General features: G+C 70.3%; 19 protein-coding genes. 14 read left to right on the forward strand and 5 right to left on the reverse strand.

Annotated features, from left to right (window positions below; genetic code table 11):
* The first annotated feature begins 235 nt into the window (after nt 1-235).
* The 5 genes from MYF83_RS34260 (at nt 236) to MYF83_RS34280 (ending at nt 5,135) form a co-directional block, all read left to right on the forward strand.
* Entirely contained in the window at nt 236-1,426 is a 1,191-nt protein-coding gene (locus MYF83_RS34260; protein ID WP_248964907.1) for a branched-chain amino acid ABC transporter substrate-binding protein, read from the forward strand.
* Between the two features lie 107 nt (nt 1,427-1,533).
* Nucleotides 1,534-2,502 (forward strand): branched-chain amino acid ABC transporter permease, encoded by a 969-nt coding sequence (locus MYF83_RS34265; protein WP_248964908.1) that lies wholly within the window; start codon nt 1,534-1,536, stop codon nt 2,500-2,502.
* Complete coding sequence (locus tag MYF83_RS34270) at nt 2,499-3,650, forward strand: branched-chain amino acid ABC transporter permease (protein WP_248964909.1); 1,152 nt, start codon at nt 2,499-2,501, stop codon at nt 3,648-3,650. Before MYF83_RS34265 ends, MYF83_RS34270 begins: the two co-directional genes overlap by 4 nt.
* Nucleotides 3,647-4,429: an ABC transporter ATP-binding protein gene (locus tag MYF83_RS34275; RefSeq protein ID WP_248964910.1), complete on the forward strand. Its 783-nt coding sequence runs from the start codon at nt 3,647-3,649 to the stop codon at nt 4,427-4,429. Before MYF83_RS34270 ends, MYF83_RS34275 begins: the two co-directional genes overlap by 4 nt.
* Complete coding sequence (locus MYF83_RS34280) at nt 4,419-5,135, forward strand: ABC transporter ATP-binding protein (RefSeq protein WP_248964911.1); 717 nt, start codon at nt 4,419-4,421, stop codon at nt 5,133-5,135. Before MYF83_RS34275 ends, MYF83_RS34280 begins: the two co-directional genes overlap by 11 nt.
* Nucleotides 5,136-5,211: 76 nt before the next feature.
* Here MYF83_RS34280 and MYF83_RS34285 read toward each other — a convergent pair whose 3' ends face one another.
* The gene (locus tag MYF83_RS34285) at nt 5,212-5,760 is read right to left on the reverse strand and encodes a DUF4352 domain-containing protein (protein WP_248964912.1); all 549 of its coding nucleotides are present in this window, start codon (nt 5,758-5,760) and stop codon (nt 5,212-5,214) included.
* A 188-nt stretch (nt 5,761-5,948) separates the two neighbouring features.
* Between MYF83_RS34285 and MYF83_RS34290 the strand changes: the two genes are divergently transcribed.
* The 3 genes from MYF83_RS34290 to MYF83_RS34300 are packed head-to-tail and all read left to right on the forward strand — an operon-like array spanning nt 5,949 to nt 8,449.
* Nucleotides 5,949-6,785, forward strand: coding sequence for an ABC transporter substrate-binding protein (locus MYF83_RS34290; RefSeq protein ID WP_248964913.1), 837 nt, complete (start codon nt 5,949-5,951; stop codon nt 6,783-6,785).
* Between the two features lie 3 nt (nt 6,786-6,788).
* A complete protein-coding gene (locus MYF83_RS34295; protein ID WP_248964914.1) occupies nt 6,789-7,640 on the forward strand; it encodes an amino acid ABC transporter permease in 852 nt (283 codons plus the stop codon).
* Nucleotides 7,641-7,645: 5 nt separating this feature from the next.
* Complete coding sequence (locus MYF83_RS34300; protein ID WP_248964915.1) at nt 7,646-8,449, forward strand: amino acid ABC transporter ATP-binding protein; 804 nt, start codon at nt 7,646-7,648, stop codon at nt 8,447-8,449.
* A 219-nt stretch (nt 8,450-8,668) separates the two neighbouring features.
* On the opposite strand, the gene MYF83_RS34305 is transcribed toward MYF83_RS34300, so the two are convergent.
* Nucleotides 8,669-9,088, reverse strand: coding sequence for a PaaI family thioesterase (locus MYF83_RS34305; protein WP_248964938.1), 420 nt, complete (start codon nt 9,086-9,088; stop codon nt 8,669-8,671).
* Nucleotides 9,089-9,156: 68 nt separating this feature from the next.
* On the opposite strand from MYF83_RS34305, the gene polA reads away from it, so the two are divergent.
* Nucleotides 9,157-11,859 (forward strand): DNA polymerase I, encoded by a 2,703-nt coding sequence (gene polA, locus MYF83_RS34310; protein WP_248964916.1) that lies wholly within the window; start codon nt 9,157-9,159, stop codon nt 11,857-11,859.
* Between the two features lie 186 nt (nt 11,860-12,045).
* On the opposite strand, the gene MYF83_RS34315 is transcribed toward polA, so the two are convergent.
* Entirely contained in the window at nt 12,046-12,846 is an 801-nt protein-coding gene (locus tag MYF83_RS34315; protein ID WP_248964917.1) for a DUF2127 domain-containing protein, read from the reverse strand.
* Nucleotides 12,847-12,950: 104 nt separating this feature from the next.
* Here MYF83_RS34315 and MYF83_RS34320 point away from each other — a divergent pair, with 104 nt between their 5' ends.
* The 4 genes from MYF83_RS34320 to coaE all read left to right on the forward strand — a co-directional run bounded on the left by MYF83_RS34320 (nt 12,951) and on the right by coaE (nt 17,057).
* Nucleotides 12,951-14,033, forward strand: coding sequence for a polysaccharide deacetylase family protein (locus tag MYF83_RS34320; RefSeq protein WP_248964918.1), 1,083 nt, complete (start codon nt 12,951-12,953; stop codon nt 14,031-14,033).
* Between the two features lie 222 nt (nt 14,034-14,255).
* Nucleotides 14,256-15,728, forward strand: a complete 1,473-nt coding sequence (gene rpsA / locus MYF83_RS34325) for a 30S ribosomal protein S1 (RefSeq protein WP_248964919.1) — start codon at nt 14,256-14,258, stop codon at nt 15,726-15,728.
* 241 nt (nt 15,729-15,969) lie between these two features.
* Nucleotides 15,970-16,428, forward strand: a complete 459-nt coding sequence (locus tag MYF83_RS34330; protein WP_248964920.1) for a GNAT family N-acetyltransferase — start codon at nt 15,970-15,972, stop codon at nt 16,426-16,428.
* A 20-nt stretch (nt 16,429-16,448) separates the two neighbouring features.
* Nucleotides 16,449-17,057 (forward strand): dephospho-CoA kinase, encoded by a 609-nt coding sequence (gene coaE, locus MYF83_RS34335; protein ID WP_248964921.1) that lies wholly within the window; start codon nt 16,449-16,451, stop codon nt 17,055-17,057.
* A gap of 257 nt (nt 17,058-17,314) precedes the next feature.
* Here coaE and MYF83_RS43305 read toward each other — a convergent pair whose 3' ends face one another.
* A complete protein-coding gene (locus tag MYF83_RS43305) occupies nt 17,315-23,131 on the reverse strand; it encodes a WD40 domain-containing protein (RefSeq protein ID WP_279340462.1) in 5,817 nt (1,938 codons plus the stop codon).
* Between the two features lie 181 nt (nt 23,132-23,312).
* On the opposite strand from MYF83_RS43305, the gene MYF83_RS34355 reads away from it, so the two are divergent.
* The gene (locus tag MYF83_RS34355; protein ID WP_248964922.1) at nt 23,313-24,503 is read left to right on the forward strand and encodes an ArsB/NhaD family transporter; all 1,191 of its coding nucleotides are present in this window, start codon (nt 23,313-23,315) and stop codon (nt 24,501-24,503) included.
* On the opposite strand, the gene MYF83_RS34360 is transcribed toward MYF83_RS34355, so the two are convergent.
* Nucleotides 24,493-25,302, reverse strand: coding sequence for an inositol monophosphatase family protein (locus MYF83_RS34360; RefSeq protein ID WP_248964923.1), 810 nt, complete (start codon nt 25,300-25,302; stop codon nt 24,493-24,495). The genes MYF83_RS34355 and MYF83_RS34360 overlap by 11 nt on opposite strands.
* Between the last annotated feature and the right edge of the window lie 6 nt (nt 25,303-25,308).

Below are 25,308 nucleotides of genomic sequence, written 5' to 3' on the forward strand. Positions count from 1 at the left end.
TTCCGAAACCCGCCCGGTCGATCTTTCACATCTCGCCACCTGCTATGTGACCTTTACTTTTCACGCTGATCGCCGAAGAGGACCGGTGTGATAACGAAGCGGTAACGTGATGTGACTCTGTACCGACCTGTGACTTGAGCTGGGTGTAATGCCGTCATCGACCCCTGGCCAGACTGCCAGGGTGGTTCTGTGGACCCGATCCCGACGTGCGGGATCAGGCGAAAGGAAGGCAACCTTGCGGCCCAAGATTGCTCGCCTCGGGGGCGTGCTCGCCGTCGGTGTGGCACTTACCGTTGGTCTCGCCGCCTGTGGTGGCGGTGACTCGGGCTCGACCGGTGGGGGCGACTCCGCCGCGCCGACCACGCTGAAGATCGGCTTTATGGGCGACCTGTCGGGTGAGAACTCCGGCATCGTCATCCCGCCGAGCAACGGCGCTCAGCTTGCCGTGGACGAGTACAACGCGACCAACCCCAAGGTCAAGTTGGAAATGATCAAGTACGACAGCCGCGCGGACCCGACGACGGCCGTCAACCTGGCCCAGCAGGCCATCAAGAGCGACAAGGTCGTCGCGATGGTCGGTCCCGCCTTCTCCGGTGAGTCCAAGCAGGCCGTCCCGGTGCTGGAGGAGGCGAAGATCCCGAACATCTCCGCCTCGGCCACCAACGTGGACCTCGCCAAGAACGGCTGGAAGTACTGGCACCGCGTCGTGCCGAACGACGGCGTGCAGGGGCCGGCCATCGCCGACTTCATCGCCGGCGCCGCCGCCGCCAAGAACGTCTTCGTGGTCGACGACAAGTCCGAGTACGGCAAGGGCCTCGGCGACGCGGTGCGCGCCCAGCTGAAGACCAAGGGCGCCACGGTCACCGACGACGCTCTGGACCCGGCCGCCACGGACTACTCCTCGACGGTCAACAAGGTCGCGGCGGCCAAGCCGGACGCGATCTTCTTCGGCGGTTACTACGCCGCGGCCGGCAAGCTGATCAAGCAGCTCCGGGACAAGGGCGTGGACGCGAAGTTCTTCTCCGCCGACGGCTCCCTGGACAAGGGCATCATCGAGAGCGCCGGCGCCGCACAGGCCGAGGGCGTGCTCATCGGCTGCCCCTGCCGCATCCCGACCTCGGCCGAGACCGACGAGAAGGTCAAGAAGTTCGCCACCGACTACAAGGCGAAGTTCGGCGCCGACCCGCTGATCTACGCGACCGAGGGCTACGACGCCATGACCGCGTTCACCAAGGCCATCGCCGGCGGCGCCACCACGGCGGACGCGATCAACGAGGCGGTCGGCAAGTCGGACTTCGATGGCATCTCCAAGCACATCAAGTTCGACCCGACCGGTGAGCCTTCGGCGAAGTCGATCTACATGTACCAGGTCAAGGACGGCCAGATCGGCCTGCTCGGCGACACGACGACGGCCAAGCTCGGCTGACGGAAGGTAGTCACCGGCCAAGCCAGTGAGGGGCGGGAAACGCAGCTGCGCTCCCGCCCCTGTCCGTGCCCGTCCTCGCGTGAAGGCTTCCTCGAAAGCGAAACCCCGTGTTCGATAACCTCCTCGGCTCCTTCTGGCCGTACACGATCGACGGCCTCATCCTGGGCGCGATCTACGGCCTCGTCGCCCTCGGCTACACGATGGTCTACGGCGTGCTGCGTCTCATCAACTTCGCGCACTCCGAGATCTTCATGATCGGCACCATGGCGTCGGCGTTCGTCGTGATGACGCTCGGCATCACCACACCGCTCACCGGGTTCGCCCTGGTCGGTGGGCTGCTGTTGATGGTGCTCGTTGGAGGCTTCGCCTCCGCGGGCTCGGCCATGCTGCTGGAGCGCATCGCCTATCGCCCGCTCCGCAAACGCGGAGCCTCACGCCTGGCCGCGCTCATCTCGGCCATCGGCGCCTCGCTCTTCCTCCAGGAGCTCTTCGCCCTGGTGCTCATCCCGCACGTGTTCAACCGTCCGCAGCAGGGCCGCAACCAGATGGGTGTGGCCCGCATCATGGAGAAGGACACCCTCTTCACGTTCGGCGGCGCGCAGATCCGGGTCGACCAGGTCCTGATCTTCGTGGCGGCGATCGGCATGATGGTCCTGCTGGACCTGCTGGTGAACCGCACCAAGATCGGCCGCGGCATCCGCGCCACCTCCCAGGATCCCGAGACCGCGGTGCTGATGGGCGTGGACATCGACAAGATCGTGCGGATGACGTTCCTGATCGGTGGCCTGATGGCCGGCGTCGCCGGCGCGCTGTTCGTGCTCCAGTTCGAGGTCACCAAGTTCTCCATCGGCTTCCTCCTCGGCATCAAGGCCTTCACGGCCGCGGTGCTCGGGGGCATCGGCAACCTACGTGGAGCGTTGCTCGGCGGCCTGTTCCTCGGTCTGATCGAGAACTACGGTGCCGCCGTCTTCGGCTCGGGATGGAAGGATGTCATCGCGTTCACGGTTCTCGTCCTGGTCCTGATGTTCCGGCCCACCGGCATCCTCGGTGAATCACTCCAGCAGGCGCGCGCATGAGCACCAACACCACGATCACCAACGGTAAGAACGCCTTCTCGGCGTTCATCGACGGCGTCCGCGACAGGTGGGCGTCCGCTCCCGGCTGGCAGCGCTGGACGGTCTACGTCCTGCTGTTCATCGCGGCGCTGCTGCTGCCTTCCGAGTCCCTCGGCCCGATCATGTCGCCGTACAGCGACTGGGCCAGCGTCCTGTTCTTCCCCATCGGCACCTACGTGGTGCTCGCGATCGGCCTCAACGTGGTCGTCGGCCAGGCGGGCCTGCTCGACCTCGGGTACGTCGCGTTCTTCGCCATCGGCGGCTACTCGATGGCGCTGCTCGGCACCAGGATGGGGCTGAACTTCTGGGAGATCCTCGTCGCCGGCGTGATCCTGTCGGCGATCTCCGGGATCGTGCTGGGCGGGCCGACGCTCCGCCTGCGGGGTGACTACCTCGCCATCGTCACCCTCGGCTTCGGTGAGATCGTCCGCCAGACGGCGGAGAACACCGACGCCATCGGCGGCCCGCGCGGCATCGCCGGCATCCCGCACCCGCCGAGCATCGACGGTGTGACGGTCTTCGGCGTCGACATCTTTCACTACGGCGTGCTCGACCCCCGGCCGTACTACTACCTCCTGGTGGTGGTGGCCACCGCGATCATCATCTTCGTGAAGCGGTGGGAGAAGAGCCGGGTCGGCCGCGCCTGGGCCGCCATCCGCGAGGACGAGGACGCCGCCGAGGTCATGGGCGTGCCGACGTTCAAGTTCAAGCTGCTGGCCTTCGCCATCGGCGCCTCGATCGGTGGAGCCATGGGTGTCGTCTGGGCCTCCAAGACGATCTCGATCAACCCGAACGACTTCCTGTTCATGCTGTCCGCGACCATCCTGGCGGCGGTCGTGATGGGCGGCTCCGGCAACATCCCCGGCGTCATCCTGGGCGCGTTCCTCGTAGCCTGGCTGCCGGAGCGGTTCCGTGGCCTGTCGGAATACCGCATCATGGTGTTCGGCGCCGCGCTGGTCGCCCTGATGATCTTCCGTCCCGAGGGCCTGTTGCCCTCGCGCCGCCGCAAGGCGGAGCTGGCGGAGGGAACGGGTGGCATGGGCGCCATGGGCGCGGAGGTCCCCGATCCGGAGACCCACGCCGCAGCAGCCGAAGGGGCAGCGAAATGAGCGATCCGCGTCCGCTTCTGCAGCTGCAGAAGGTCAAGATGCAGTTCGGCGGCGTCACCGCGCTGCGCGATGTGGAGCTGACGATCAACGAGGGCGAGATCTTCGCGCTCATCGGGCCGAACGGCGCCGGCAAGACGACGGTGTTCAACGTCGTCACCGGCGTCTACCGCCCGACGTCGGGCCAGGTGGTGTTCGACGGCGACCGCATCGACGGCATGAAGCGGTTCAAGGTCACCAAGCGCGGCGTCGCCCGCACGTTCCAGAACATCCGGCTGTTCCACAACATGTCGGCGCTGGAGAACGTCATGGTGGGCGCCGACGCGCACCACCGGGCGGGCATGTTCAGCGTCGCGCTCGGCCTGCCGTGGCACCGCCACGAGGAGCGTGACGGCAAGGCGCTGGCCCGCGAGCTGCTGGAGTTCGTGGGCATCGGCCACCGCGCCGAGGAGACGGCCAAGAACCTCCCCTACGGCGACCAGCGGCGGCTGGAGATCGCGCGTGCGCTGGCCACCAAGCCCAAGCTCCTGCTCCTGGACGAGCCGGCGGCGGGCATGAACCCGGCCGAGAAGGAGTCCCTGCAGGGCCTGATCCGCAGGATCCGCGACGCCGGGCGCACCGTCCTGCTGATCGAGCACGACATGGCGCTGGTCATGGGCATCAGCGACCGCATCGCGGTGCTGGACTTCGGGCAGAAGATCGCCGATGGTCTCCCCGCCGAGGTGCAGAACGACCCGCGGGTCATCGAGGCGTACTTGGGGGCTCCCGCAGATGCTTCTTGAAGTCAAGGACATCCACGTCCACTACGGCAAGATCGAGGCGATCAAGGGCATCTCCCTCGAGGTGGCCGAGGGGGAGATCGTCACCCTCATCGGCGCGAACGGCGCGGGCAAGACGACCACCCTGAAGACCATCTCGGGCCTTCGGTCGCTGACGTCGGGCGCCGTCACCTTCGACGGCAAGGACATCAGCAAGCTGCCCGGTCACAAGCGGGTGCAGGCCGGCATCGGCCAGTCCCCGGAGGGCCGGGGCGTGTTCCCGGGCATGACCGTGACCGAGAACCTGCTGATGGGCGCCTACACCCGCACCGGTGACCTGTCCAAGGACCTCGACGAGGTGTTCGAGCTGTTCCCGAGGCTCGCCGAGCGCAAGAACCAGGCGGGCGGCACCATGTCGGGCGGCGAGCAGCAGATGGTGGCCATCGGCCGCGCGCTGATGAGCAAGCCGAAGGTCCTGCTGCTGGACGAGCCGTCGATGGGCCTGGCCCCGATGCTGGTGGCCCAGATCTTCGCGATCATCAAGGAGATCAACAACCGGGGGACCACCGTCCTGCTGGTCGAGCAGAACGCCCAGCAGGCGCTCCAGCTCGCCCACCGGGCGTACGTCCTGGAGACCGGCCGGGTGGTGAAGTCGGCCCCCGCCGCCGATCTGCTCAACGACCCGCAGGTGCGCGAGGCGTACCTCGGAGGCGAGCTCGGCGCCCACTGAGGCGCCGCGGTGTGACGAGCCTGGCCGGGACGGGCGTTCCGGCCGGGTCACCGCCGCCCGGCGTGGAGGCGCGCGGCTAGCGCAGCGCCACGTCGATGCCCTTGGAGGGGCCGATGGCGCCCAGCGGCGGGTCGCCGAAGAACCTGATCTTGGTGATCTTCGCGTCCTTGGGGACGTCGTACCACAGGTCGAACTCCATGCGCACGAAGCTGCCGACGGGCAGTTCGTCGGGTTGCCGCTTGATGGCCTGGCCGAAGCTGTCGATGTGGAACGTGCGCCCGTCGGCCGCCACCAGCAGCTGCTGCTTGGCGTCGAACTTCTGGTTGGTCCGGTCGGTGCTCTCGATCAAAACCCGCACCCGGACGTACTGGCCCTTGGCGTTCCACTCGGCGTGGCTGCCGAACATGCTCGGCATGCCGTCCCGGAAGGCGAGGACGCGGAAGCGCATCTGCCCGTCGACCACCGGCGCCGCCTTGATCACCGACTCGTCGGGACGCGCCGTCTCGGCGGGGATCTCGTAGGTGGGGGACGGGGTCGCGGCCGGCTTGGCCGGGCCACCGGAGCAGCCGGTCAAGAATAAGGACGCGATGGCAGCGAAGCTCAGGAGGAGGAGAGGCGCCCGCACGATCGCACCTTAACCTTCGGCCCAGCCGGGAGTGCCAGGGTGTTACAGGTGTTGTGCGATCGTTTCTTTCCGGTAATACCCCTGGTGACCAGGTGCGGGACCATGGCCAGGGTTACGGTAACTTAACTTAACTCCGACATACAGCTGAACAGGAGGACGTTGTGGTCTTTTGGTCCAGGCGTCGCCGTTTGACTTCCATCGGGGCGCTCGCCGTGGGCGCCGCGTGCCTTCTCTCCGCCTGTGGTGGCGGATCCGACACCAGCGCCACGAGCTCGAGCGCGCCCGCCGGCAGTGCCGCGGCCGCCTCCGGGATCAAGTTGATCAATCCCGGCAAACTCACCACCTGCACGAACCTGCCTTATGAGCCGTTCCAGTTCAAGGAAGGCAGCAAGGTCGTCGGCTTCGACGTCGACATCGTGGACCTCGCGGCCAAGAAGCTCGGTGTGCCGCAGGACATCGTGGACATCGACTTCGCGGTGATCAAGAGTGGTGCGGCGCTGAACGCCGGCAAGTGCGACGTCGCCGCCGCCGGCATGACGATCACTCCGGAACGCCAGAAGAACCTGCTGTTCTCCGACCCCTACTTCGACGCGACGCAGGCGCTGCTCGCCAAGAAGGGCACCGGCGCCAAGTCGCTCGACGACGTCAAGGCCAAGGGCCTCAAGCTCGGCGCCCAGGCCTCGACGACCGGCCTGGACTACGTCAAGGGCAAGGGCTTCAACCCGACCGAGTTCGCCGACTCCCCCAAGGAGCTGCTGGGCCTGCAGTCCGGCCAGGCGGACGTGATCGTCCAGGACCTCCCCGTGGTCCTCACCTGGCTGAAGAAGCCCGAGATCGCCGACAAGTTCGAGGTGATCGCGAGCCTCGACACCGGCGAGCAGTACGGCATCGGCCTGAAGCTGGGCAACGACGCGCTGGTCAAGGTGATCAACGAGGAGATCGCCAAGGCCAAGTCCGACGGCACCTACGAGCAGATCTACGTCAAGTGGTTCGGCAAGAAGCCTGGCGAGCTTGGGATCTCCTGATCCATGGCCGACCAGTCCATGACGGCCGAGCCGGCCGGGCCCGCCGGGCGAGCGCCCGGCGGGTCCAGGCTCAGCCCTCGTAAGAAGCAGCGGATCAGCCGCGGCGTCCAGTACGTCATCCTGATCGCCGCGGTCGTCGCGGTCGCCTTCCTGACCAACTGGCAGGGGCTCGCCCAGAACTTCGCCAAGATGGACGTGGCGAGGCAGGCGTTCCCCGACGTGTTCACGGTCGCGCTCCGGAACACCATCATCTACACCGTCGGCGGCTTCGTCTTCGGTTCCCTCGGCGGGCTGCTGCTCGCCCTCATGCGGCTGTCCTCCGTGCGGCCGTACCGCTGGATCGCCATCGTCTACATCGAGATCTTCCGTGGCCTTCCCGCACTGCTGATCTTCCTGCTCATCCTGTTCCTGCCGCTGGCACTGCCGGGCTTCGAGGTCCCCGGAGGGACCTACGGCCAGGGCGTCCTCGGCCTGACGATCGTGAGCTCGGCCTACATGGCCGAAACCCTGCGAGCGGGCCTGCAGGCCGTCCCGAAGGGGCAGACCGAGGCGGCGCGCTCGCTCGGCATGTCCCACTCGCGGGCCATGATCTCGGTGGTCATCCCGCAGGCGATCCGCATCGTGATCCCGCCGACGACCAACCAGTTCGTCTCACTGCTGAAGGACTCCTCGCTGGTGCTGTTCCTCGGCGTGAGCGGTGAGTACGTCGAGCTGACCAAGTTCGGCAACGACCTCGCGTCGACGACGAGCAACGCCACGCCCATCCTGGTGGTCGGCCTGACGTACCTGCTCGTCACCATCCCGCTGGGCTACCTGGCGGGCCGCCTCGAAACGCGTCAGGCGAAGGGACGGTGACCCCGATGGCGCACGCGGTCGAGATCAGGGACCTGCACAAGTCCTTCGGCGACCTGGAGGTGCTGAAGGGCGTCGACTTCACCGTCGACGAGGGCCAGGTCGTCTGCGTGATCGGCCCGTCCGGCTCGGGCAAGTCGACGCTGCTGCGGTGCGTCAACCTGCTCGAACAGCCCACCAAGGGCAAGGTGACCGTCGGCGGCGTCGAGCTGACCGATCCGGACGTCGACATCGACGCGGCCCGGCGCAGGCTCGGCATGGTGTTCCAGTCGTTCAACCTCTTCCCGCACCTGACGGTCCTGCAGAACGTCATGATCGCTCAGCGGCGGGTGCTCAAGCGGGGCAAGAACGAGGCCGAGCGCATCGCCCGCGACAACCTGGACAAGGTCGGCGTCGGCGCCAAGTGCGACGCCTTCCCGCCCCAGCTCTCCGGAGGCCAGCAGCAGCGCGTGGCGATCGCGCGGGCCCTCGCGATGGACCCCGAGCTCATGCTCTTCGACGAGCCGACCTCCGCGCTCGACCCCGAGCTGGTGGGCGACGTGCTGTCGGTCATGCGCGACCTCGCGCGCGACGGCATGACGATGCTGGTGGTCACGCACGAGATGAGCTTCGCGCGGGAGGTCGCCGACCGCGTGGTGTTCATGGACGGCGGCGTGATCGTCGAGGAGGGCCCGCCGGACCAGGTGATCGGCGCCCCTCAGCACGCCCGCACCCGCACCTTCCTCAAGAGGGTGCTCGACCCGACGCACGCGGAAGATGACGTGTCCGCGGGGCAGGATGGCGCCGCGGCGGACTCACCGCCGGCGCGCTGAAGACCTGTCACGACCCTCGCCGGAGCGTTCGCCGGCCCCCGCGCCCGGCGGGGGCCGGCCGCAAGGAGCCCGCGGGTGATCTTTGGGGCCATGTAGGGCTTCCCCGGCCGCACACGTTGTCTACTCAATCACCCACGGGCTCTGGCGTCACAACGCTAGCGAGCCATGGGGCTCCTGTGCAAAGAGAGTGGTAAATCGTAGCCCGATACGGACCAAATATCACTGGGCGTCACGAAGCATGCAGGTGAGTCGCGAAGTGCACACGCGGCGGCCCCGCTCGTCGGTGATCTCGATGTCGTACGTCGCGATGGTTCGGCCGCCGTGGATGCGGGTCGCGACGCCGGTGACGTGACCGGAGGTCGCCGCCCGGTGGTGCGTCGCGTTGATCTCCACGCCGACGGCCTGGCGGCCCGGCCCGGCGTGCAGGGCGGCGCCGGTGGAGCCGAGGGTCTCCGCCAGGACGCAGGAGGCGCCCCCGTGGAGCAGCCCATAGGGCTGGGTGTTGCCCTCGACTGGCATGCGCGCGACCACGCGCTCGGCCCTGGCCTCCAGGAACTCGATGCCCATGGTCGCGACCAGAGTGCCCTTGAAGTCGCCGTACACCGCTTCGAGACGGGCGAGATCGCCGGGATCCAGCATGGTCAAAGGGAGGCCTCCAGTTGCACAGCCAGGGGTGTTCTGTCGTACATGGAGACTAGGCTGCGGGTGTGCCGAAGAAGGAACCGACCCCCTCCCGCCCCTGCCTGCTCCTGCTGGACGGGCACTCGCTCGCGTACCGCGCGTTCTACGCGCTGAAGGACGCGAACCTCATGACGACCGAGGGCCAGCACACCGAGGCGGTGTACGGCTTCACCTCGATGCTCATCAACGTCCTGCGCGACGAGCAGCCGAGCCATGTGGTCGTCTGCTTCGACCGGTCGGAACCCACCTTCCGGCACGAGGCGTACGAGCACTACAAGGCCAACCGCCAGGAGACCCCCGAGGACTTCCGCGGCCAGGTCAGCCTGATCTTCGAGGTGCTGGACGCGCTGCGGCTGCCCTACCTGTCGCTCGCCGGCTACGAGGCCGACGACCTGATCGCGACGCTCGCCCACCGGGCCGCCGAGCGCGACATGGACGTCCTGATCGTCACCGGCGACCGTGACGCCCTCCAGCTGGTGAACGACCGCATCACGCTGCTGATGACCCGGCGCGGCATCAGCGACATGACGCGGTTCGACCCCGCAGCCGTCGTCGAGAAGTACGGCCTGACCCCGACGCAGTATCCCGACTTCGCGGCGCTGCGCGGCGACCCGAGCGACAACCTGCCCAACATCCCGGGCGTGGGCGAGAAGACCGCCGCCAAGTGGATCAAGGAGTTCGGCTCGCTGAGCGAGCTGGTCGACCGGGTCGACGAGGTCAAGGGCAAGGTCGGCGAGAAGCTCCGCGAGCACCTCGGCCAGGTCATCCACAACCGCCAGCTCACCGAGCTGCGCCGTGACGTGCCGCTGGACGTCGACGTCGCCGACCTCAAGATGGGCCAGTGGGACCGCGACGAGATCCACAAGCTCTTCGACACGCTCCAGTTCCGCGTGCTGCGCGACCGGCTCTACCAGAGCATCGGCACGGCCGAGCCCGAGGCCGAGGCCGGCTTCGAGGTCGAGGTCGACACGCTCGGCCCCGACGAGGTCGAGGCGTGGCTCGCCGCGATGCCCGAGGGCCGCGCGGGGCTCGCGATCAAGGGCGCCTACGGCAGCGGAACGGGCACGATCGACGGCCTGGCCATCGCCGTCCCCACCGACGGCGAGGGGCGGCAGCGCGCGGCCTACCTCGACCTCACAGGCCTCACCCAGGCCGACGAGATCGCGCTGAGGGGCTGGCTGGCCGACGAGTCCCGTCCGAAGGCCCTGCACGACGCCAAGGGCCCCCTGCTGGCCCTGTGGGCCCATGGGCTCGACCTGCGCGGGCTGACGTGCGACACGGCCCTTGCCGCCTACCTCGCGATGCCGGGCCAGTCGTCCTTCCCGCTCGACGACCTCGTGCTGCGCTACCTCCACCGCGAGCTGCGCGCCGAGGCCGACACCGGCGGCCAGGCTGCGCTGTTCGACGACCCCGAGGAGAACGCCGGCGAGGAGCTCGCCGTCCGGGCGCAGGCCGTGCGCGACCTGGCCGACGCGCTGGAGGCCCATCTGGAGCCCAGGGGCGGCATCCGCCTGATGCGAGAGGTCGAGCTGCCGCTGGTGCGGGTGCTGGCCGAGCTCGAGCGTGACGGCATCGCCGCCGACCGCGACTACTTCACCGGGCTGGAGGCCGAGTTCGGCGCCGCCGTCAAGCAGGCGGTCGAGGAGGCCCACCGGGTCGTCGGCGAGCAGTTCAACCTCGGCTCGCCCAAGCAGCTCCAGGAGATCCTGTTCGTCAAGCTCGGGCTGCCGAAGACCAAGAAGATCAAGACCGGGTACACCACGGACGCCGACGCGCTGGCGACGCTCGCCACCCAGACCGACAACGAGCTGCCGACGATCCTGCTGCGCCACCGTGACCAGACCAAGCTGCGCACCACCGTCGAGGGCCTGATCAAGGAGGTCGGCGACGACGGGCGCATCCACACCACCTACAACCAGATCAGGGCGGCCACCGGGCGGCTGTCGTCGGAGAAGCCCAACCTGCAGAACATCCCGATCCGCACCGCCGAGGGCCGCCGCATCCGGCAGGGCTTCGTCGTCGGCGAGGGGTACGAAAGCCTGCTGACGGCCGACTACAGCCAGATCGAGCTGCGCATCATGGCCCATCTCTCGCAGGACGCCGCGCTGATCGCGTCCTTCGAGTCCGGGCACGACTTCCACAAGGCGACCGCCGCCCGGGTGTTCGACATCCCGCCGGAGCAGGTCGACGGCGAGCTGCGCGCCCGCATCAAGGCGATGAACTACGGCCTGGCCTACGGCCTGTCCGATTTCGGTCTCTCCGGCCAGCTCAGCATCCCCGTCGCCGAGGCGCGCGCGCTCAAGGACGAGTACTTCGAGGAGTTCGGCGGCGTCCGCGACTACCTCGGGGCGATCGTCGCGCAGGCCCGCCACGACGGCTACACCGAGACCATCCTCGGCCGTCGCCGCTACCTGCCCGACCTGACCAGCGACAACCGGCAGCGGCGCGAGATGGCCGAGCGCATGGCGCTCAACGCCCCCATCCAGGGTTCGGCCGCCGACATCATCAAGGTCGCGATGCTCAACGTGGGCGAGGCCCTGCGCGAGCACGATCTGCGCTCTCGCATGCTGCTGCAGGTCCACGACGAGCTCGTGTTCGAGGTCGCCCCGGGCGAGCTCGACCGGCTGCGCGAGCTGGTGGTCGCCCAGATGTGCGCCGCCTACTCGCTGCGGGTGCCCCTGGAGGTCTCCGTCGGCATCGGCCGCACCTGGCAGGACGCCGGCCACTGACAGATCGCCGCGCCCCGCCACCCGCGGGGCCGCCTCCGGCAGGCCCGGCCACCCTGGCGGGCCGGGCCACCCCGGCAGGCCGGAGCACCCGGATGACGGGACCACCCGCGGACGGTGGGGCCGCCTCTGAGCGGCCGGGGGAGCTCAGGAGGGCTCTGGCCCGGCCGGGCGGGTGCCGCTTGCGGGTCAGTCGGTCGTGGCGGTGGCGGGATGGTGGCGGTGGCCTGAGAGGGACTCCTCGACGGCGGCCGCCTCCACCTCCAGCAGGCTCGTCTCGTGGCGCTCGGCCTCGTGGGCCGCGCGCCCGCCCCGCAGGCCGAACAGCCGTTTGGACAGCAGGATGTACAGCACGGCCGCGAGGTTGATCAGCAGGATGACGATCCTGAGCCAGGTGACCTTCTCGACGATCTCGTAGATCTCGATCGGGACGAAGAGCGACGTCGCGACGACGGCGAAGTACTCACCCCAGCGCCGCAGCAGCCACAGGCCGACGCCCTCGGTCATGAGCAGCGCCCCGAAGACGAGCAGGCCGAGGACGATCCATGTCAGCGTCCTGCTCTCCGCGCTGAGCACCGTGCGCAGCGTGTGCACCACGCCCGACTCCTCGAGGTTCCAGCCGAGCTTGTCGGCCAGCGGCTGGAGCAGCGGCAGGTCCTCGTTGAAGGCCATGCTGATGGCGTCCTGGTGGGCGCGGAACCGCCAGATGCCGAACGCCGCCCCGAGCACCAGCAGGCCCTTGCCCCAGCGGAACACCGCCAGCAGACGCAGGATCGTGGCGTCGCGCAGCGCCTTGCCCCGAAGCACGATGGGCGCCTCCTCGGCCGGGCCGGAGCCGTGCGGCGCGCCGAGGGTGTAGTCACCGCACCGCAGGCAGCGCCAGGCCTCGCCCAGGGCCGTGTCGGCACGCAGGCGCCGGCGGAGCGCCTCCTCGGTAGGGGCGTAGGTGACATGGCCGTGACGGCCGCAGGCACGCAGACTCCAGTTCACGAGCAAATTTCAGCACATGCCAGGCGTGTACGTTGGATCGCCACGGCGCCGAATGGGTTGTCCTAGGGTGAAAACCGACCCGCAGCCGATCCAGGAGAGCACTTGTGCGGAGCACGCCCGGCCTGACGTCCGTCATCGGCATCGTGAACGTCGGTGTCATGATCGTCGCCGTCGTGGCGCTGATCATCCTGCCGTTCGGCGACGACAAGGCCACCACCCGGCCGGCGGCCGTGCCCGCTCACAAGAGCCCGGTCCCCGCGGCGAGCCCGACGGCTCCGTCGGCGGCGACCGAGCGGTCAGCGAAGGAGGCCCGGGCCAACGAGCTCGGAGCGGTGCCGGTGCTGATGTACCACCGCATCCTGAAGAAGCGGCTCGCCTCCATCGACCGCACGCCCGCGCAGCTGCGCAAGGAGCTGGAGTGGCTGGCCGACCGCGGCTACGTGCCGATCACCGCGGCGGAGTTCACGGCCCGCGCCATCGACATCCCGGCCGGCGCGCACCCGGTCGTGCTCACCTTCGACGACGGCCACCCCTCGCACTTCGCCCTGGACGCCGACGGCCAGCCGAAGAAGGACACCGCGGTCGGCGTCATCTACGACGTCGCCTCCAGGCACCCGGGCTTCCGGCCGGTGGCGACCTTCTGGGTGAACAAGAACCCCTTCGGCCTGGTCGACCGCGACCGCCAGTCGGCGGCCGTGCGGTGGCTGGTCGACCGCGGGTTCGAGGTGGCCAACCACACCCTCGGCCATCCCGATCTGCACCGCCTGAGCAAGAAGAAGGTGAGCGAGGCGATCGTGCGGGAGGAGCGGCTGCTGAAGAAACTCGGCGCCCCGCCGTCGACCACGTTCGCCCTGCCGTACGGCAGCAAGCCGAAGAAACGCTCGCTGGCGCACGAGGGAAAGTGGGACGGCACCTCCTACCACTTCCAGGCCGTCTTCCTCGCGGGAGCCGAGCCGGCGGTTTCGCCCTACGCGAAGGACTTCGACCCCTACGACATCCCGAGAATCCAGTCCAACGGTAAAAGGGGGGAGTGCCGCAGATGGTGCTCCCAGTACTGGCTGGGATGGCTCGACAAGCACCCTGATAAGCGATACACGTCGGACGGAGATCCTGTACACGTCTCCATGCCGCGTCGATTTCAGGGTAAGATCCAGGCCAAGTTCGATGGGCTGAAGATCGCCTACTAGGGGCTTGCGGGGTTGTGCGTGGGGACGCCGGATTGACCACGCCCGCGTACTCTCATATGCTGATCGCTGCGCTGTGGGCTCGCGTGCGCCTCGGACGGAGCGGGCTCGCGCTCGGTCATGTCGACCACGGGTCATCTCGACCATCTTCGGCTTGAGCGATAAAGAGGGCCTGCCGCGCGTCCGCCACATCGACATCTGTCCGCGTTCGGAGCAATTCCACACATGACGAGCAGCACTGAGGCCACCTCGAGCACCCCGCAGGTAGCGGTCAACGACATCGGTTCCGAGGAGGCCTTCCTCGCCGCGATCGACGAGACCATCAAGTACTTCAACGACGGCGACATCGTCGAAGGCACCGTCGTCAAGGTCGATCGAGACGAGGTCTTGCTCGACATCGGCTACAAGACCGAGGGGGTCATCCCCTCGCGCGAGCTCTCGATCAAGCACGATGTCGACCCGGCCGAGGTCGTCGAGGTCGGCGAGCACGTCGAGGCCCTGGTTCTCCAGAAGGAGGACAAGGAAGGCCGACTGATCCTGTCCAAGAAGCGCGCGCAGTACGAGCGCGCCTGGGGCACGATCGAGAAGATCAAGGACGAGGACGGCATCGTCACCGGCACGGTGATCGAGGTCGTCAAGGGCGGTCTGATCCTCGACATCGGCCTGCGCGGCTTCCTTCCCGCGTCGCTGGTCGAGATGCGCCGTGTCCGCGACCTGCAGCCGTACGTCGGCCGCGAGCTCGAGGCGAAGATCATAGAGCTGGACAAGAACCGCAACAACGTGGTTCTCTCCCGCCGCGCCTGGCTCGAGCAGACCCAGTCGGAGGTTCGCCAGACCTTCCTCAACACCCTTCAGAAGGGCCAGGTCCGCAAGGGCGTCGTGTCCTCGATCGTCAACTTCGGTGCGTTCGTGGATCTCGGCGGCGTCGACGGCCTGGTGCACGTCTCCGAGCTGTCCTGGAAGCACATCGACCACCCCTCCGAGGTCGTCGAAGTGGGCCAGGAGGTCACCGTCGAGGTTCTCGACGTGGACATGGAGCGCGAGCGGGTGTCCCTGTCGCTCAAGGCGACGCAGGAAGACCCCTGGCAGCAGTTCGCCCGCACCCACCAGATCGGCCAGGTCGTCCCCGGGCGCGTCACCAAGCTGGTGCCGTTCGGTGCGTTCGTCCGGGTCGAGGAGGGCATCGAGGGCCTGGTCCACATCTCCGAGCTGGCCGAGCGCCACGTGGAGATTCCCGAGCAGGTCGTCCAGGTCGGCGACGAGATCTTCGTGAAGATCATCGACATCGACCTCGACCGCCGTCGCATCTCGCTGTCGCTGAAGCAGGCGAACGAGGGCGCGATCGGTGCCGACGTCGAGTTCGACCCCACGCTGTACGGCATGGCGGCGACCTACGACGAGCAGGGCAACTACATCTACCCCGACGGGTTCGACCCCGAGACCGGCGAGTGGCTCGAGGGCTTCGAGAAGCAGCGCGAGGAGTGGGAGCGGCAGTACGCCGAGGCCCAGACCCGCTTCGAGGCTCACAAGTCGCAGGTCGAGAAGGCTCGCGCCGAGGAGGCGGAGGCCGCTGGGCCGTCCACCTACTCCGGTGAGACGCCTCCCTCGTCCACCAGCCCGGCTCCGGCCGCGGGCGCCCTGGCCTCCGACGAGGCCCTGGCCGCTCTTCGCGAGAAGCTGGCGGGTGGCCAGAGCTGACGCTCTGAGTTTCCGTTCACGAAAGGACCCCACCGCGGTGGGGTCCTTTTCGTATCTCGCCGGATCACCGCCCCGATGGGCGGTCGGCGGCTTCCCGCCGCGTCCCTTGACGGCCCACCGTGCCCCCTGGCGGCGCTGTACGGGCCCAGGGAGGTCCCGGAACGGCATACCTGGCAATTCCCCCCATCCCATCTGTCCGGTCCGCACACGGGCCCAGGAGGGCGCGCCCTACAGTGGGCGGGTGACGCGCATCGAGCGGGCCCAGACGAAGGACGCGGGGGAGATCCTGACCCTCCAGCGCGCGGCCTACGTGACCGAGGCCCAGCTGTACGGCGACCCCTTCATCGCGCCCCTGGTGGAGTCGCTGGAGCAGATCCGCGCGGTGATCGAGTCCGCGACGGTGCTCAAGACCGTCGCCGGCGGGCGCATCGTCGGGTCGGTGCGCGGCCGGCGCGCCGACCGCACGTGCCTGGTCGGACGGCTCGTGGTGGCGCCCGACCAGCGGGGCCGGGGGCTCGGCACCGCGCTGATGAAGGCCCTCGAGGCCGAACTCGGCCCGGAGGTCGACGCGTTCGGCCTGTTCACCGGGCACCTGTCCGAGGGGAACCTGCGGCTGTACCGGCGGCTCGGCTATCGCGAGACCGGGCGTGAGCGCGTCCACGAGCACCTGACCATGGTCCATATGCGCAAGCCCGTGTAGCGCCGGTTACGCTTCCGTGCATGGTGAAGGTCGGGCTGACGGGTGGCATCGGATCGGGCAAGAGCGAGGTGTCGCGGCGGCTCTCCGACCGGGGCGCGGTGGTCATCGACGCCGACAAGATCGCCCGTGAGGTAGTGGAGCCGGGCACGAGCGGCCTCGCGCTCATCGTGGAGGCGTTCGGCCCGGGAGTGCTGCGCGAGGACGGCACGCTGAACCGCGAGAAGCTCGGGCAGATCGTGTTCGCCGATCAGGAGAAGCTCGCGCGCCTCAACGCGATCGTGCACCCCCGGGTCGGGGAGCGCGTCGGTGAGCTGCAGCGCGCGGCCCCCGACGACGCCATCGTCGTGTACGACGTGCCGCTGCTCGCCGAGAACGGGCTGGCCTCGATGTACGACCTGGTCATCGTGGTCGACGCCTCCGACGGGACGCGCCTTGACCGCCTCACCCGGCTGCGCGGCATGGCCGAGGAGGACGCCGTCGCCCGCATCAAGGCCCAGGCGACCAGGGAGGACCGGCTGAAGATCGCCGACATCGTCATCGAGAACGAGGGCGCCCTCGACGATCTCGACGCGCGGGTCCCCGAGGTCTGGGCGGAGATCCAGAAGCGACGCGACACCGCGGTCGCCTGACCCTGGGTCGGCCGACCCCGTGCCGACCCCGTGCCGACCGGCCGACCCCGTGCCGACCCCGTGCCGACCGGCCGACCCCGTGCCGACCGGCCGACCCCGTGCCGACCGGCCGACCCCGTGCCGACCGGCCGACCCCGTGCCGACCGGCCGACCCCGTGCCGACCGGCCGACCCCGTGCCGACCGGCCGGCCGCGGTGACGGCCGGCCGCCGCGCGTGAGCCGGGGACGGCCAGGCCCGCCTGGCCGGGATGGCCGGGTCAGAACGGTGCGTCCAGTGCGATCTGCCGCACCCCGGGCAGGTACGGGTCCAACTCGCCCGGGTCGAACCGGCACATCCCGATGACGTACCAGAACTGCCCCGTGACGTCCCCCTCCGTCTTGTACCGGCCGTCCGGGCTGAGCGCCGCCCAGCCCTCGGCCAGCCCGAGCAGCGTGGCCCGCTGGAGCGGAACGTCTCCGGTGAGGTCCCAGAGGATCACCACGCCGTCGTCCCCCGCGCTGGCGAGCAGGTCGCCCGAGGGAGAGAACGCCACCGACCAGACGCGGCGGGTGTGACCGACGAGCGTGTGCAGGTGGCGCCCCGACGCGGTGTCCCACAGCCGCACGACCAGGTCGTCCCCGCCTGTGGCGAGCCGGGTGCCGTCCGGGCTGAAGTCCACCGTCCAGAGCCGCCCGGTGTGCCGTCTCAGCGTGTGCAGCGGGCCGGCCGACCAGGGCGCGCCGCCGGCGTCGAGCCGCCAGACGCGGGCGGTGCCGTCGTTGCCCGCGCTGGCCAGCAGCTTTCCGGTGGGATCGAACCGTACGGCGTAGACCCGGTCGGAATGGCCTTCGAGAGCGGCCAGCCGCCTGCCGGAGTGCACGTCCCATAGTCTCACCACGCGGTCGTCGCATCCGGTGGCGACGGTGGCGCCGTCCGGGCTGAACGCGATCGAGCGCACGCGCCCGCGGTGCTCGGCGAGGTTGCCGACCTCCCTGCCCGAGGTGCGGTACCACAGGCGGACGCTGTCGTCGTCGTTGGCCGTCGCGAGGATCTCGCCGTCCGGGCTGAACGCCTCGGCCCAGACGTGGTCGGTCTCGACGTTGAGCTCGCGCTCGAAGGTGCCCGCCGCGATGTTCCACAGGTAGACGCCGCCGTCGTTGCTCGCGGTGGCGAGCACGGGCCCGGCAGGGCTGAAGATCGCGGAGATGAGCCGGTCGGCGGCGCCGGTCAGCTCGCGCAGCCGCCGCCCCGTGCGCGGGTCCCACAGCCGGACGTATCCGTCGTTGCCGCAGGTGGCCAGCATGGTGCCGTCCGCGCTGAACCGCACGGCGGTGATGCGGCGCCCGTGGCCGCGCAGCGTCTGGCGGCACTGGCCGCTCTCGGGGTCCCACAGCCGGGCGGTGCCGTCGTTGCTGGCGGTCGCGAGCTGCCGGCCGTCCGGGCGGAAGGCGAAGGGCCACACTGACCCGCGGTGGCCGGCCAGCTCGGCGCGCTGGCGGCCGGTGTCCGGCTCCCACATGCGCACCACGCCGTCGCTGTCTCCGGTGGCGAGCGTGTCGCCGCCGGGACTGAAGAGCACCTGGTACACCGCGCCGGAGTGGCCCTGGAGCGCGCCCAGCGGCCCTCCGGTGCGCGGGTCCCACAGCCGGACGGCACCGGAGGTGTCACCGGAGGCCAGGAGCCCTCCGGACGGATGGAAGTCCAGGGCGTAGACCCGGCCGGTGTGGCCTCGCAGGTCGTGGAGCCGCGCGCCGGTGGCGGGGTCCCAGATCTTGACGGCCCCGGTGTGGTCGCCGGCGGCGAGCATGCGGCCGTCCGGGCTGAGCGCCAGGCGGTAGACCGTGCCCTGGTGACCGGTCAGCGAGTGGCTGAGCCGGCCGGTGGCGAGGTCCCACACGCGGATGGCGCCCCCCGCGTCGCCGGTCACCAGCCTGCCGGGCAGGAAGACGGCGGTGTAGATCGGGGAGGTGTGACCGGGCAGCGAGGCCACCGGCTCGCCGGTGGCGGCCGACCAGACGTGCATCACGCCGTCGGCGCCGCCCGCGGCCACCAGGTCGCCGGACGGGCTCAGTACGACCGGCCAGACCCCGTCGGCGTGCCCGGTGAGGACGTGGCGCGCGGCGCCCGTGGAGGGGTCCCAGATGCGCACGGTGCCGTCCGCGGCGCCGGTGACGAGCACCCCCGGCCCGTAGGCCACCTTGTACACCCGCCCGCGGTGGCCGTGCAGGGTGCGCAGCGGTGATCCGCTGACGCTGTCGCACACCAGCACCCCGCCGTCCTCGCTGCCCAGGGCGAGCAGGCCGCCGTCGGGACTGTAGGCGACCGGTTCCGGCAGGCGGCTGCTCTGGAAGTGGTAGCCGTACGGCACGCCGACGAGCGGGGGAGCCAGCTCGGGCGTCACGGGATGGCCCGGCGCGATGGCGGCGCCGCGCAGGGCGGGATCGGCCGCCAGCGACGCGGAGGCGGTGACGTCGATCAGCGCCGCGCGGTCCCAGCGGCTCTCCTCGGTGGCGATGTCGCGCAGATCGGCTCGGGGGAGCCGGGCGCGGGTCAGGTCGGCGCCGCGCAGGTCGGCCCCCGCGAGGACGGCCTGGTCCAGCCGGGCGCCGTTGAGGCGGGCGTCACGCAGGATCGCGCGGGTCAGGTTCGTGCCGACGAGCTGGGCGTCGGTCAGGTCGGCGCCGGTGAGGTCGACGCCCGCGAAGTCGCGGTACGAGAGGTCCTCGCCGTGCAGCCGGGCGCCGCGCAGGTCGGTCCTGGCGGGTGTGCGCAGCCTCGTTGTGATCTTTATGGCGTTAGCGCGGGCGGTGTCGTCGGCCGCGGGGTCGGCGAGCGTCCGGCCCGCCCACGCCTGGAGCCGGCCGGTGTCGGCCAGGTCGCACAGGAAGTCGACGATCAGCGCCGACAGCGGGCGCTGCGCGAGCTGCTCGCCGAGGGTCCGCGCGATGTGGCAGGCGACCAGCCACTCCATCACCGAGGAATGGATGAAGCCGAAGAGCCCCTCGTCGGTGCGGACGAGCAGGCTGCCGGTGCCCATCGCGTGAGCGGTCTGGCCGACCGACAGGCGGCTGTCGGCCAGCTCGGCGAGCGTCTCGGCCGCCTCGGTCAGCTCGGCCGGCTGGAGGTAGGATTCGCCGTTCTCCCACAGGCGCAGCGCCAGCGTCGTCGCCGCCCGCCGCAGCTCCTCGGCGGTCAGCTCTCCGGGCGCTCCGGGCACGTGCGTGCGCCGCTCCTCGAACAGCAGCCAGTTGTCGAGGATCTCGGAGTACAGGCCGGCCGCGCTGATGGCGTCACCCGCGCGCGCCACCGCGCGCAGCCGCTCGTCGGGCAGGTCGGCGATGAAGCTCAGCATGCGGGGGTTCTGCGCGAGGCCGAGCAGGTCGGAGATGCCGGTGAGCAGGCTCATCCGGTCGTCGGCGGCCCGCGCGTCCCCGCCGTAGCGGTTCGCGAGGTACGCGCGCACCTGGGCGGGGGTGAACTCCTCCACGCTCAGCACCCGCCGGTGCGGCAGCGTGCCGACCCGCTCGCCGAGCGCGGTCAGCACCTGGGCGTGCGACTTGAAGTGCTGGGTGCGGCTGGCCACCACGACCTTGGCCTTGTCCTCGGCGGCCTGCAGGAGCGTGTCGAGGTGGTCGGCCGCGCGCTCGTAGGTGACCCGGGTGACCAGCTCGTCGAACCCGTCGAACAGCAGGACGATGCGGCCCTGCCGGAGCATGTAGTGGAAGGCCTTGAGGTCGATCAGCTCCTCACCGTGGTTGGCCAGATGCGCCGCCACCAGCCCGTCGACCGAATGCGCCTTGTCCAGGGCCCGCAGCTCGATGAGGATCGGGGTCAGATGGGGTAGCTCGGCCGGGATCCTGCGCGCGATCTCCCGCAGGGCGAACGTCTTGCCGCGGCCGAAGTCGCCGAGCAGCAGCACGAACCGGCCGTGGTCCGCGGCCAGCAGCCGCATCAGCTCGCCGGTGAGGTCGTCGCGCACGCCCTGGCCGGCGCGGTCCACCTCGCGGTAGCGCTGCGGGACGTACAGGTCGGGCGGGTAGCGCCGGTCGCTCAGGAGCCGCGCCGTCTGGTCGGCGACGTGGTCGGACAGGTCGAGCAGCCCCTGGAACTCGGTGAAGCTGCGCAGCCGCACGCCGCGCCGCAGGGCGTCGTCGCGGACGAGCCGTGACGGGGTGGGCCCCTGGTACACCAGCTCCGAGCCGTGTTCCAGACCGGCCGCGTGGACCTGCCGCAGGAAGGCCGACACGTCGTCGGTGGTGAGCGGGCCCGAGTGCGCGCCGATGAGCTGCTGGCGGACGAACCCGTCTTCGGCGAGGGTCACCAGCAGGTGCGGCGGATCGCCCGGCACCTTGCGGATCTTGGCCCGGTCGCTGCGGGTCTCGCACACCTCGGCGACGCGGTCGAGCAGCAGGCTCGACGGGCTCGCCTGCCGTTCGGGCTCGCCGCCGGTGTCCGGCGGGGCCTCCAGGGGGTTGCGCTCGGCCTGCTCGACGGCGCTCGCCGGGGGGAACGTGCCGTGCACGGAGCGCCGGTCGTACGGGATCTCCTCGGGCGGGAGGATCTCCTCGCGGTCGCGCGCCCAGCGGCGGATGCCGGCGGGGGTGATCTCGATGATCTGGTGGCGCCCGGGCGCGAGGGACGGCACGCAGGGCAGGTCGCCGATCCAGCCGATCTCGTCGGGGCCGCCGCCGTGCAGCAGCAGGTTGAGCCGCGTGCCGAGCAGCCTTTCGAGCGCGCCCCGGTCGCGCAGGGCCGAGGGGGGATGGCCGACGGCCCCGACGCGCAGCCACCCCGTCTCCTCGAAGGGCCGCAGGCGCTCGGCGAACCAGGCGGCCTGGGCCTGCCCGATCTGGCCGTAGGCGTCCTCCTCGCGGTGGCTGATGGCCATGGTCGAGTTGAGCCCGGCCATGACGACCTTCAGCTCGGGCTCGGCGAACAGGCTCCAGGGCTGCGCGCTGTCGAACTCCGGGTCGCTCAGCCCCTGGTAGACGTCCTTGAACAGGCCCGAGAAGTGCCGCCATTTCGGCCAGTAGGGCGGCTCCGGGGCCACGTCGTCGGCCTCGCAGGTGGCGAAGTAGGCGCGGCTGGCGGCCTTGGTGACGTCGCGGGGGCCGGGCACGATCACGAGCCTGCGCTGCTCGAGGCCGAGGAGCACGCGGAGCCCGGTCAGGAACGCGAGCGCCTCGCCGTACTCGCGGATGCTGCCGGACTCGGTGATGTCGCCGGTGACCAGCAGCAGGTCGGGGCGGGGCGCCCCGGCGTCGGCCAGGCGGGTCAGGTCGGCCCACACGCTCGACTGGAGCTCGCCGGCGCCGAGCGGCTCGTCCGCCTCGGCGAGCCCGCGCCCGAAGCGGGGCCCGGAGACGTGCAGCACGGTGACCGAGGAGCGTTCCCCCTGCAGGGAGCCGGTCGCGGGGAACGCGGGCGGCGCCACGGGCGTCCTGCGCCGGGGCGCGACGCGCGGCGACTCGGCGCCCAGAGACGGGACTCGCGCGTCCGCGTCCGGGTAAGAGAAGCGCTCCGGAGTGCCCTGCCCCGGGAACGAGGTGATCTCGTGCGGGCCGCCGGGGTGGCCCGGACGCGTGCCGCCCGCCTCCCGGACCAGGGTGCCGGGGATGGTCTTGGCGGGGGCGGTCGGGAAGCCCGGCTGCTCGGCGGGCTTGGCCCGGCCCGACAGCGTGTGCTGGATGCGGCCGAGCAGCAGGGACCTGGCCTCCTTCGGGTCGCTCACGCCGACCAGGTCCACCCACGTGATCGTCGAGAGCAGCCCTTCGAGCGGGCACTCCTCGATGCGGATCGTCACCAGCCGGTTGCCGGGATTGTCGGGGTCGGCGCGGAAAGCGGTCAGCCACTCCTGCCGCCCGAAGCGGGACCCGAGGTAGTTCCTGGACAGGATCGCGACGATCAGCTTGGCCTCGCTGACCCCTCGGTCCATGAAGTCGATGAAGTTGGTGCCCGGCACGAAGTCCCAGGCCTGGAGCATGGTGCGGTATCCGGCGGCCTCGAGCTGCCAGGCGATCCAGCCGGCCCAGCGCTCGTCCGCGGGGGAGTAGCTGACGAAGATGTCCACGCGCGCGCCGTTGCCACCGTCCATGCGGACTCCCATCCCTCGCCTGCCCCAACCCGGCGTGACCGTCCTGCCCGGCCCCTCCTTCGCCCTCTGCCCGTGCTCCTCCGCGAGCGCGACGCCGCGCCGTGCCGCCCGGCCGGAGGGCCATTATCACCCGTGGCGCCGGGGCTTTCGAGGGATTTCGATCTCGCGCGGGTGTGCGATCATGACGTACGTGATACGGCGGCTGGCGGTGCTGGACTGGGTCCGGCTCGGGGTGCTCGCCGTGGGGCTGGCGTGTGTGGCGACCGGGTTGCTCCCGGCCGCGGAGGCCGTCGCCAACGTCCGCCGCATCGGGCCGCTGCTGCTCTTCCTCGCGGCGGTGATCGTGCTGGCCGAGCTGACCAAGGAGGCGGACGTCTTCGACGTCCTCGCCGGCCGGTTGGCGATCATCGGGCGCGGCAACTACGCCGCACTTTTCGTGCTCTGTACGGCTTTCGCGTCATTTGTCACGATATTTCTGAACCTGGATACCACCGCGGTGCTGCTGACGCCGGTCATGCTGGCCCTGGCGCCCCGCGCGCGCATCGCGTCCCTGCCCCTCGCGATGACCACGATCTGGCTCGCCAACACCGCGAGCCTCCTGCTGCCGGTCTCCAACCTGACCAACCTGCTGGCCATGGACCGGGTCGGGCTGTCCACGCACGACTTCGCCGCCCGCATGTGGGCCCCCCAGGTCGCCTCGATCGCCGTGACCATGCTGTTCCTGTGGATCTTCTACTGGCGGCGTGGAGAGCGGGGAGAGGACAGATACCAGCCGCCACCGCCGGTGCCCGTGGGCGACCGCGTGCTGTTCACCGTCGCGGGGAGCGCCTGCCTGCTGTTCATCGCCGCCATCCTCGCGGGCGCCCAGATCGGCGTCGCGGCCGCCGTCGCCGCCGTCCTGGTGATCGCGGCCTTCGCCTGGCGCGACCGGTCGAAGCTCACCTGGGGGCTGTTCCCCTGGCAGCTCCTGGTCTTCGTCACCGGGCTGTTCCTCGTGGTGCCGACCCTCAGCCGGTACGGGCTCGACGACCTGATGCGCGCGCTCGTCGGCGTCGCGGGCGACACCGCCGGCGACTACCGTGCCGCCGCGGCCGGGGCCGGGCTGTCCAACATCGTCAACAACCTGCCCGCCTACTACGCCGGGGAGCGGGTGATCCCCCCGGCCGGCCACGACCAGCTGCTCTCGCTGCTCATCGGCACGAACGTCGGCCCGGTGATCACGCCGTGGGGCTCGCTGGCCACCCTGCTGTGGTTCGAGTGGTGCCGCCGCCGCGCCGTGAAGGTGCCGATGGTGAAGTTCGTGCTCACCGGGGTCTGCCTGTGCGTCGTCGGCATCGCCGCCACGGTCACCGCGCTGCTGCTCACCAGGTAGCGGCGGCCACCAGGCCGAGCAGGTCCTCGACCACCTCCGGGCGCGCGGCGACGAAGCTCCGGCGGTGCGCCGGCAGGCCGGTGTGCCCGTCGTAGGGCCTCCCGTCGAACCCCCGCACGCACAGGCCGGTCTCCTGGGCGATCAGCAGCCCGCCGGGAAGGTCGACGGCCTCGGCCCGGTAGCCCACCACGGCGTCGATGTCGCCCCGCGCGAGCATCACCCAGCCCAGCAGGGGCGCCCAGAGCTGCAGCACCCTTCGCGCCCGGACGTCGAGTGCGGCCTTCAGCGCCCGTACGGCCCGGTCGTCCCGGGCGACCGCGTGCCCCTGCGTCCAGGCGAGCACCGGCCCGTGCGTGCTGAACCGGCGCGGCGGGCACGGCACCGGCCCGCGGGGCCCGAGCGCGCCCCGGCCCCGCACAGCCGACCAGGTCTGCCCGCCGACGGGGTCGTGGACGACTCCGAGCTGCGGCAGCCCGTCGTGGCACAGCGCGAGCCCGACCACGTACAGCGGCAGGCCGATGGCGAGGTTGTTGGTCCCATCCAGCGGGTCGACGAACCACGTCCACTCGCCATCGGAGCCGCCGGACACGCCGGACTCCTCGGCCACCACGCGATGGCGGGGGAAGGCCGCCTGGATGCGGTCCAGCAGGAGCTTCTCGGCCGCGAGATCGAGGTCGGTGACCAGGTCGCCGCCCTCCTTGGCCCGGATCCCGAACACGCCCGAGGCGCGCTCCCTGAGCAGCGTCCCCGCCGCCTCCGCGGCCTCCACGGCCACCCGGCGGGCGTGATCGAGATCCATGGGATC

Origin of the sequence: Sphaerisporangium perillae (genome assembly GCF_023276435.1) — a bacterium.
Lineage (GTDB): Bacteria > Actinomycetota > Actinomycetes > Streptosporangiales > Streptosporangiaceae > Sphaerisporangium > Sphaerisporangium perillae.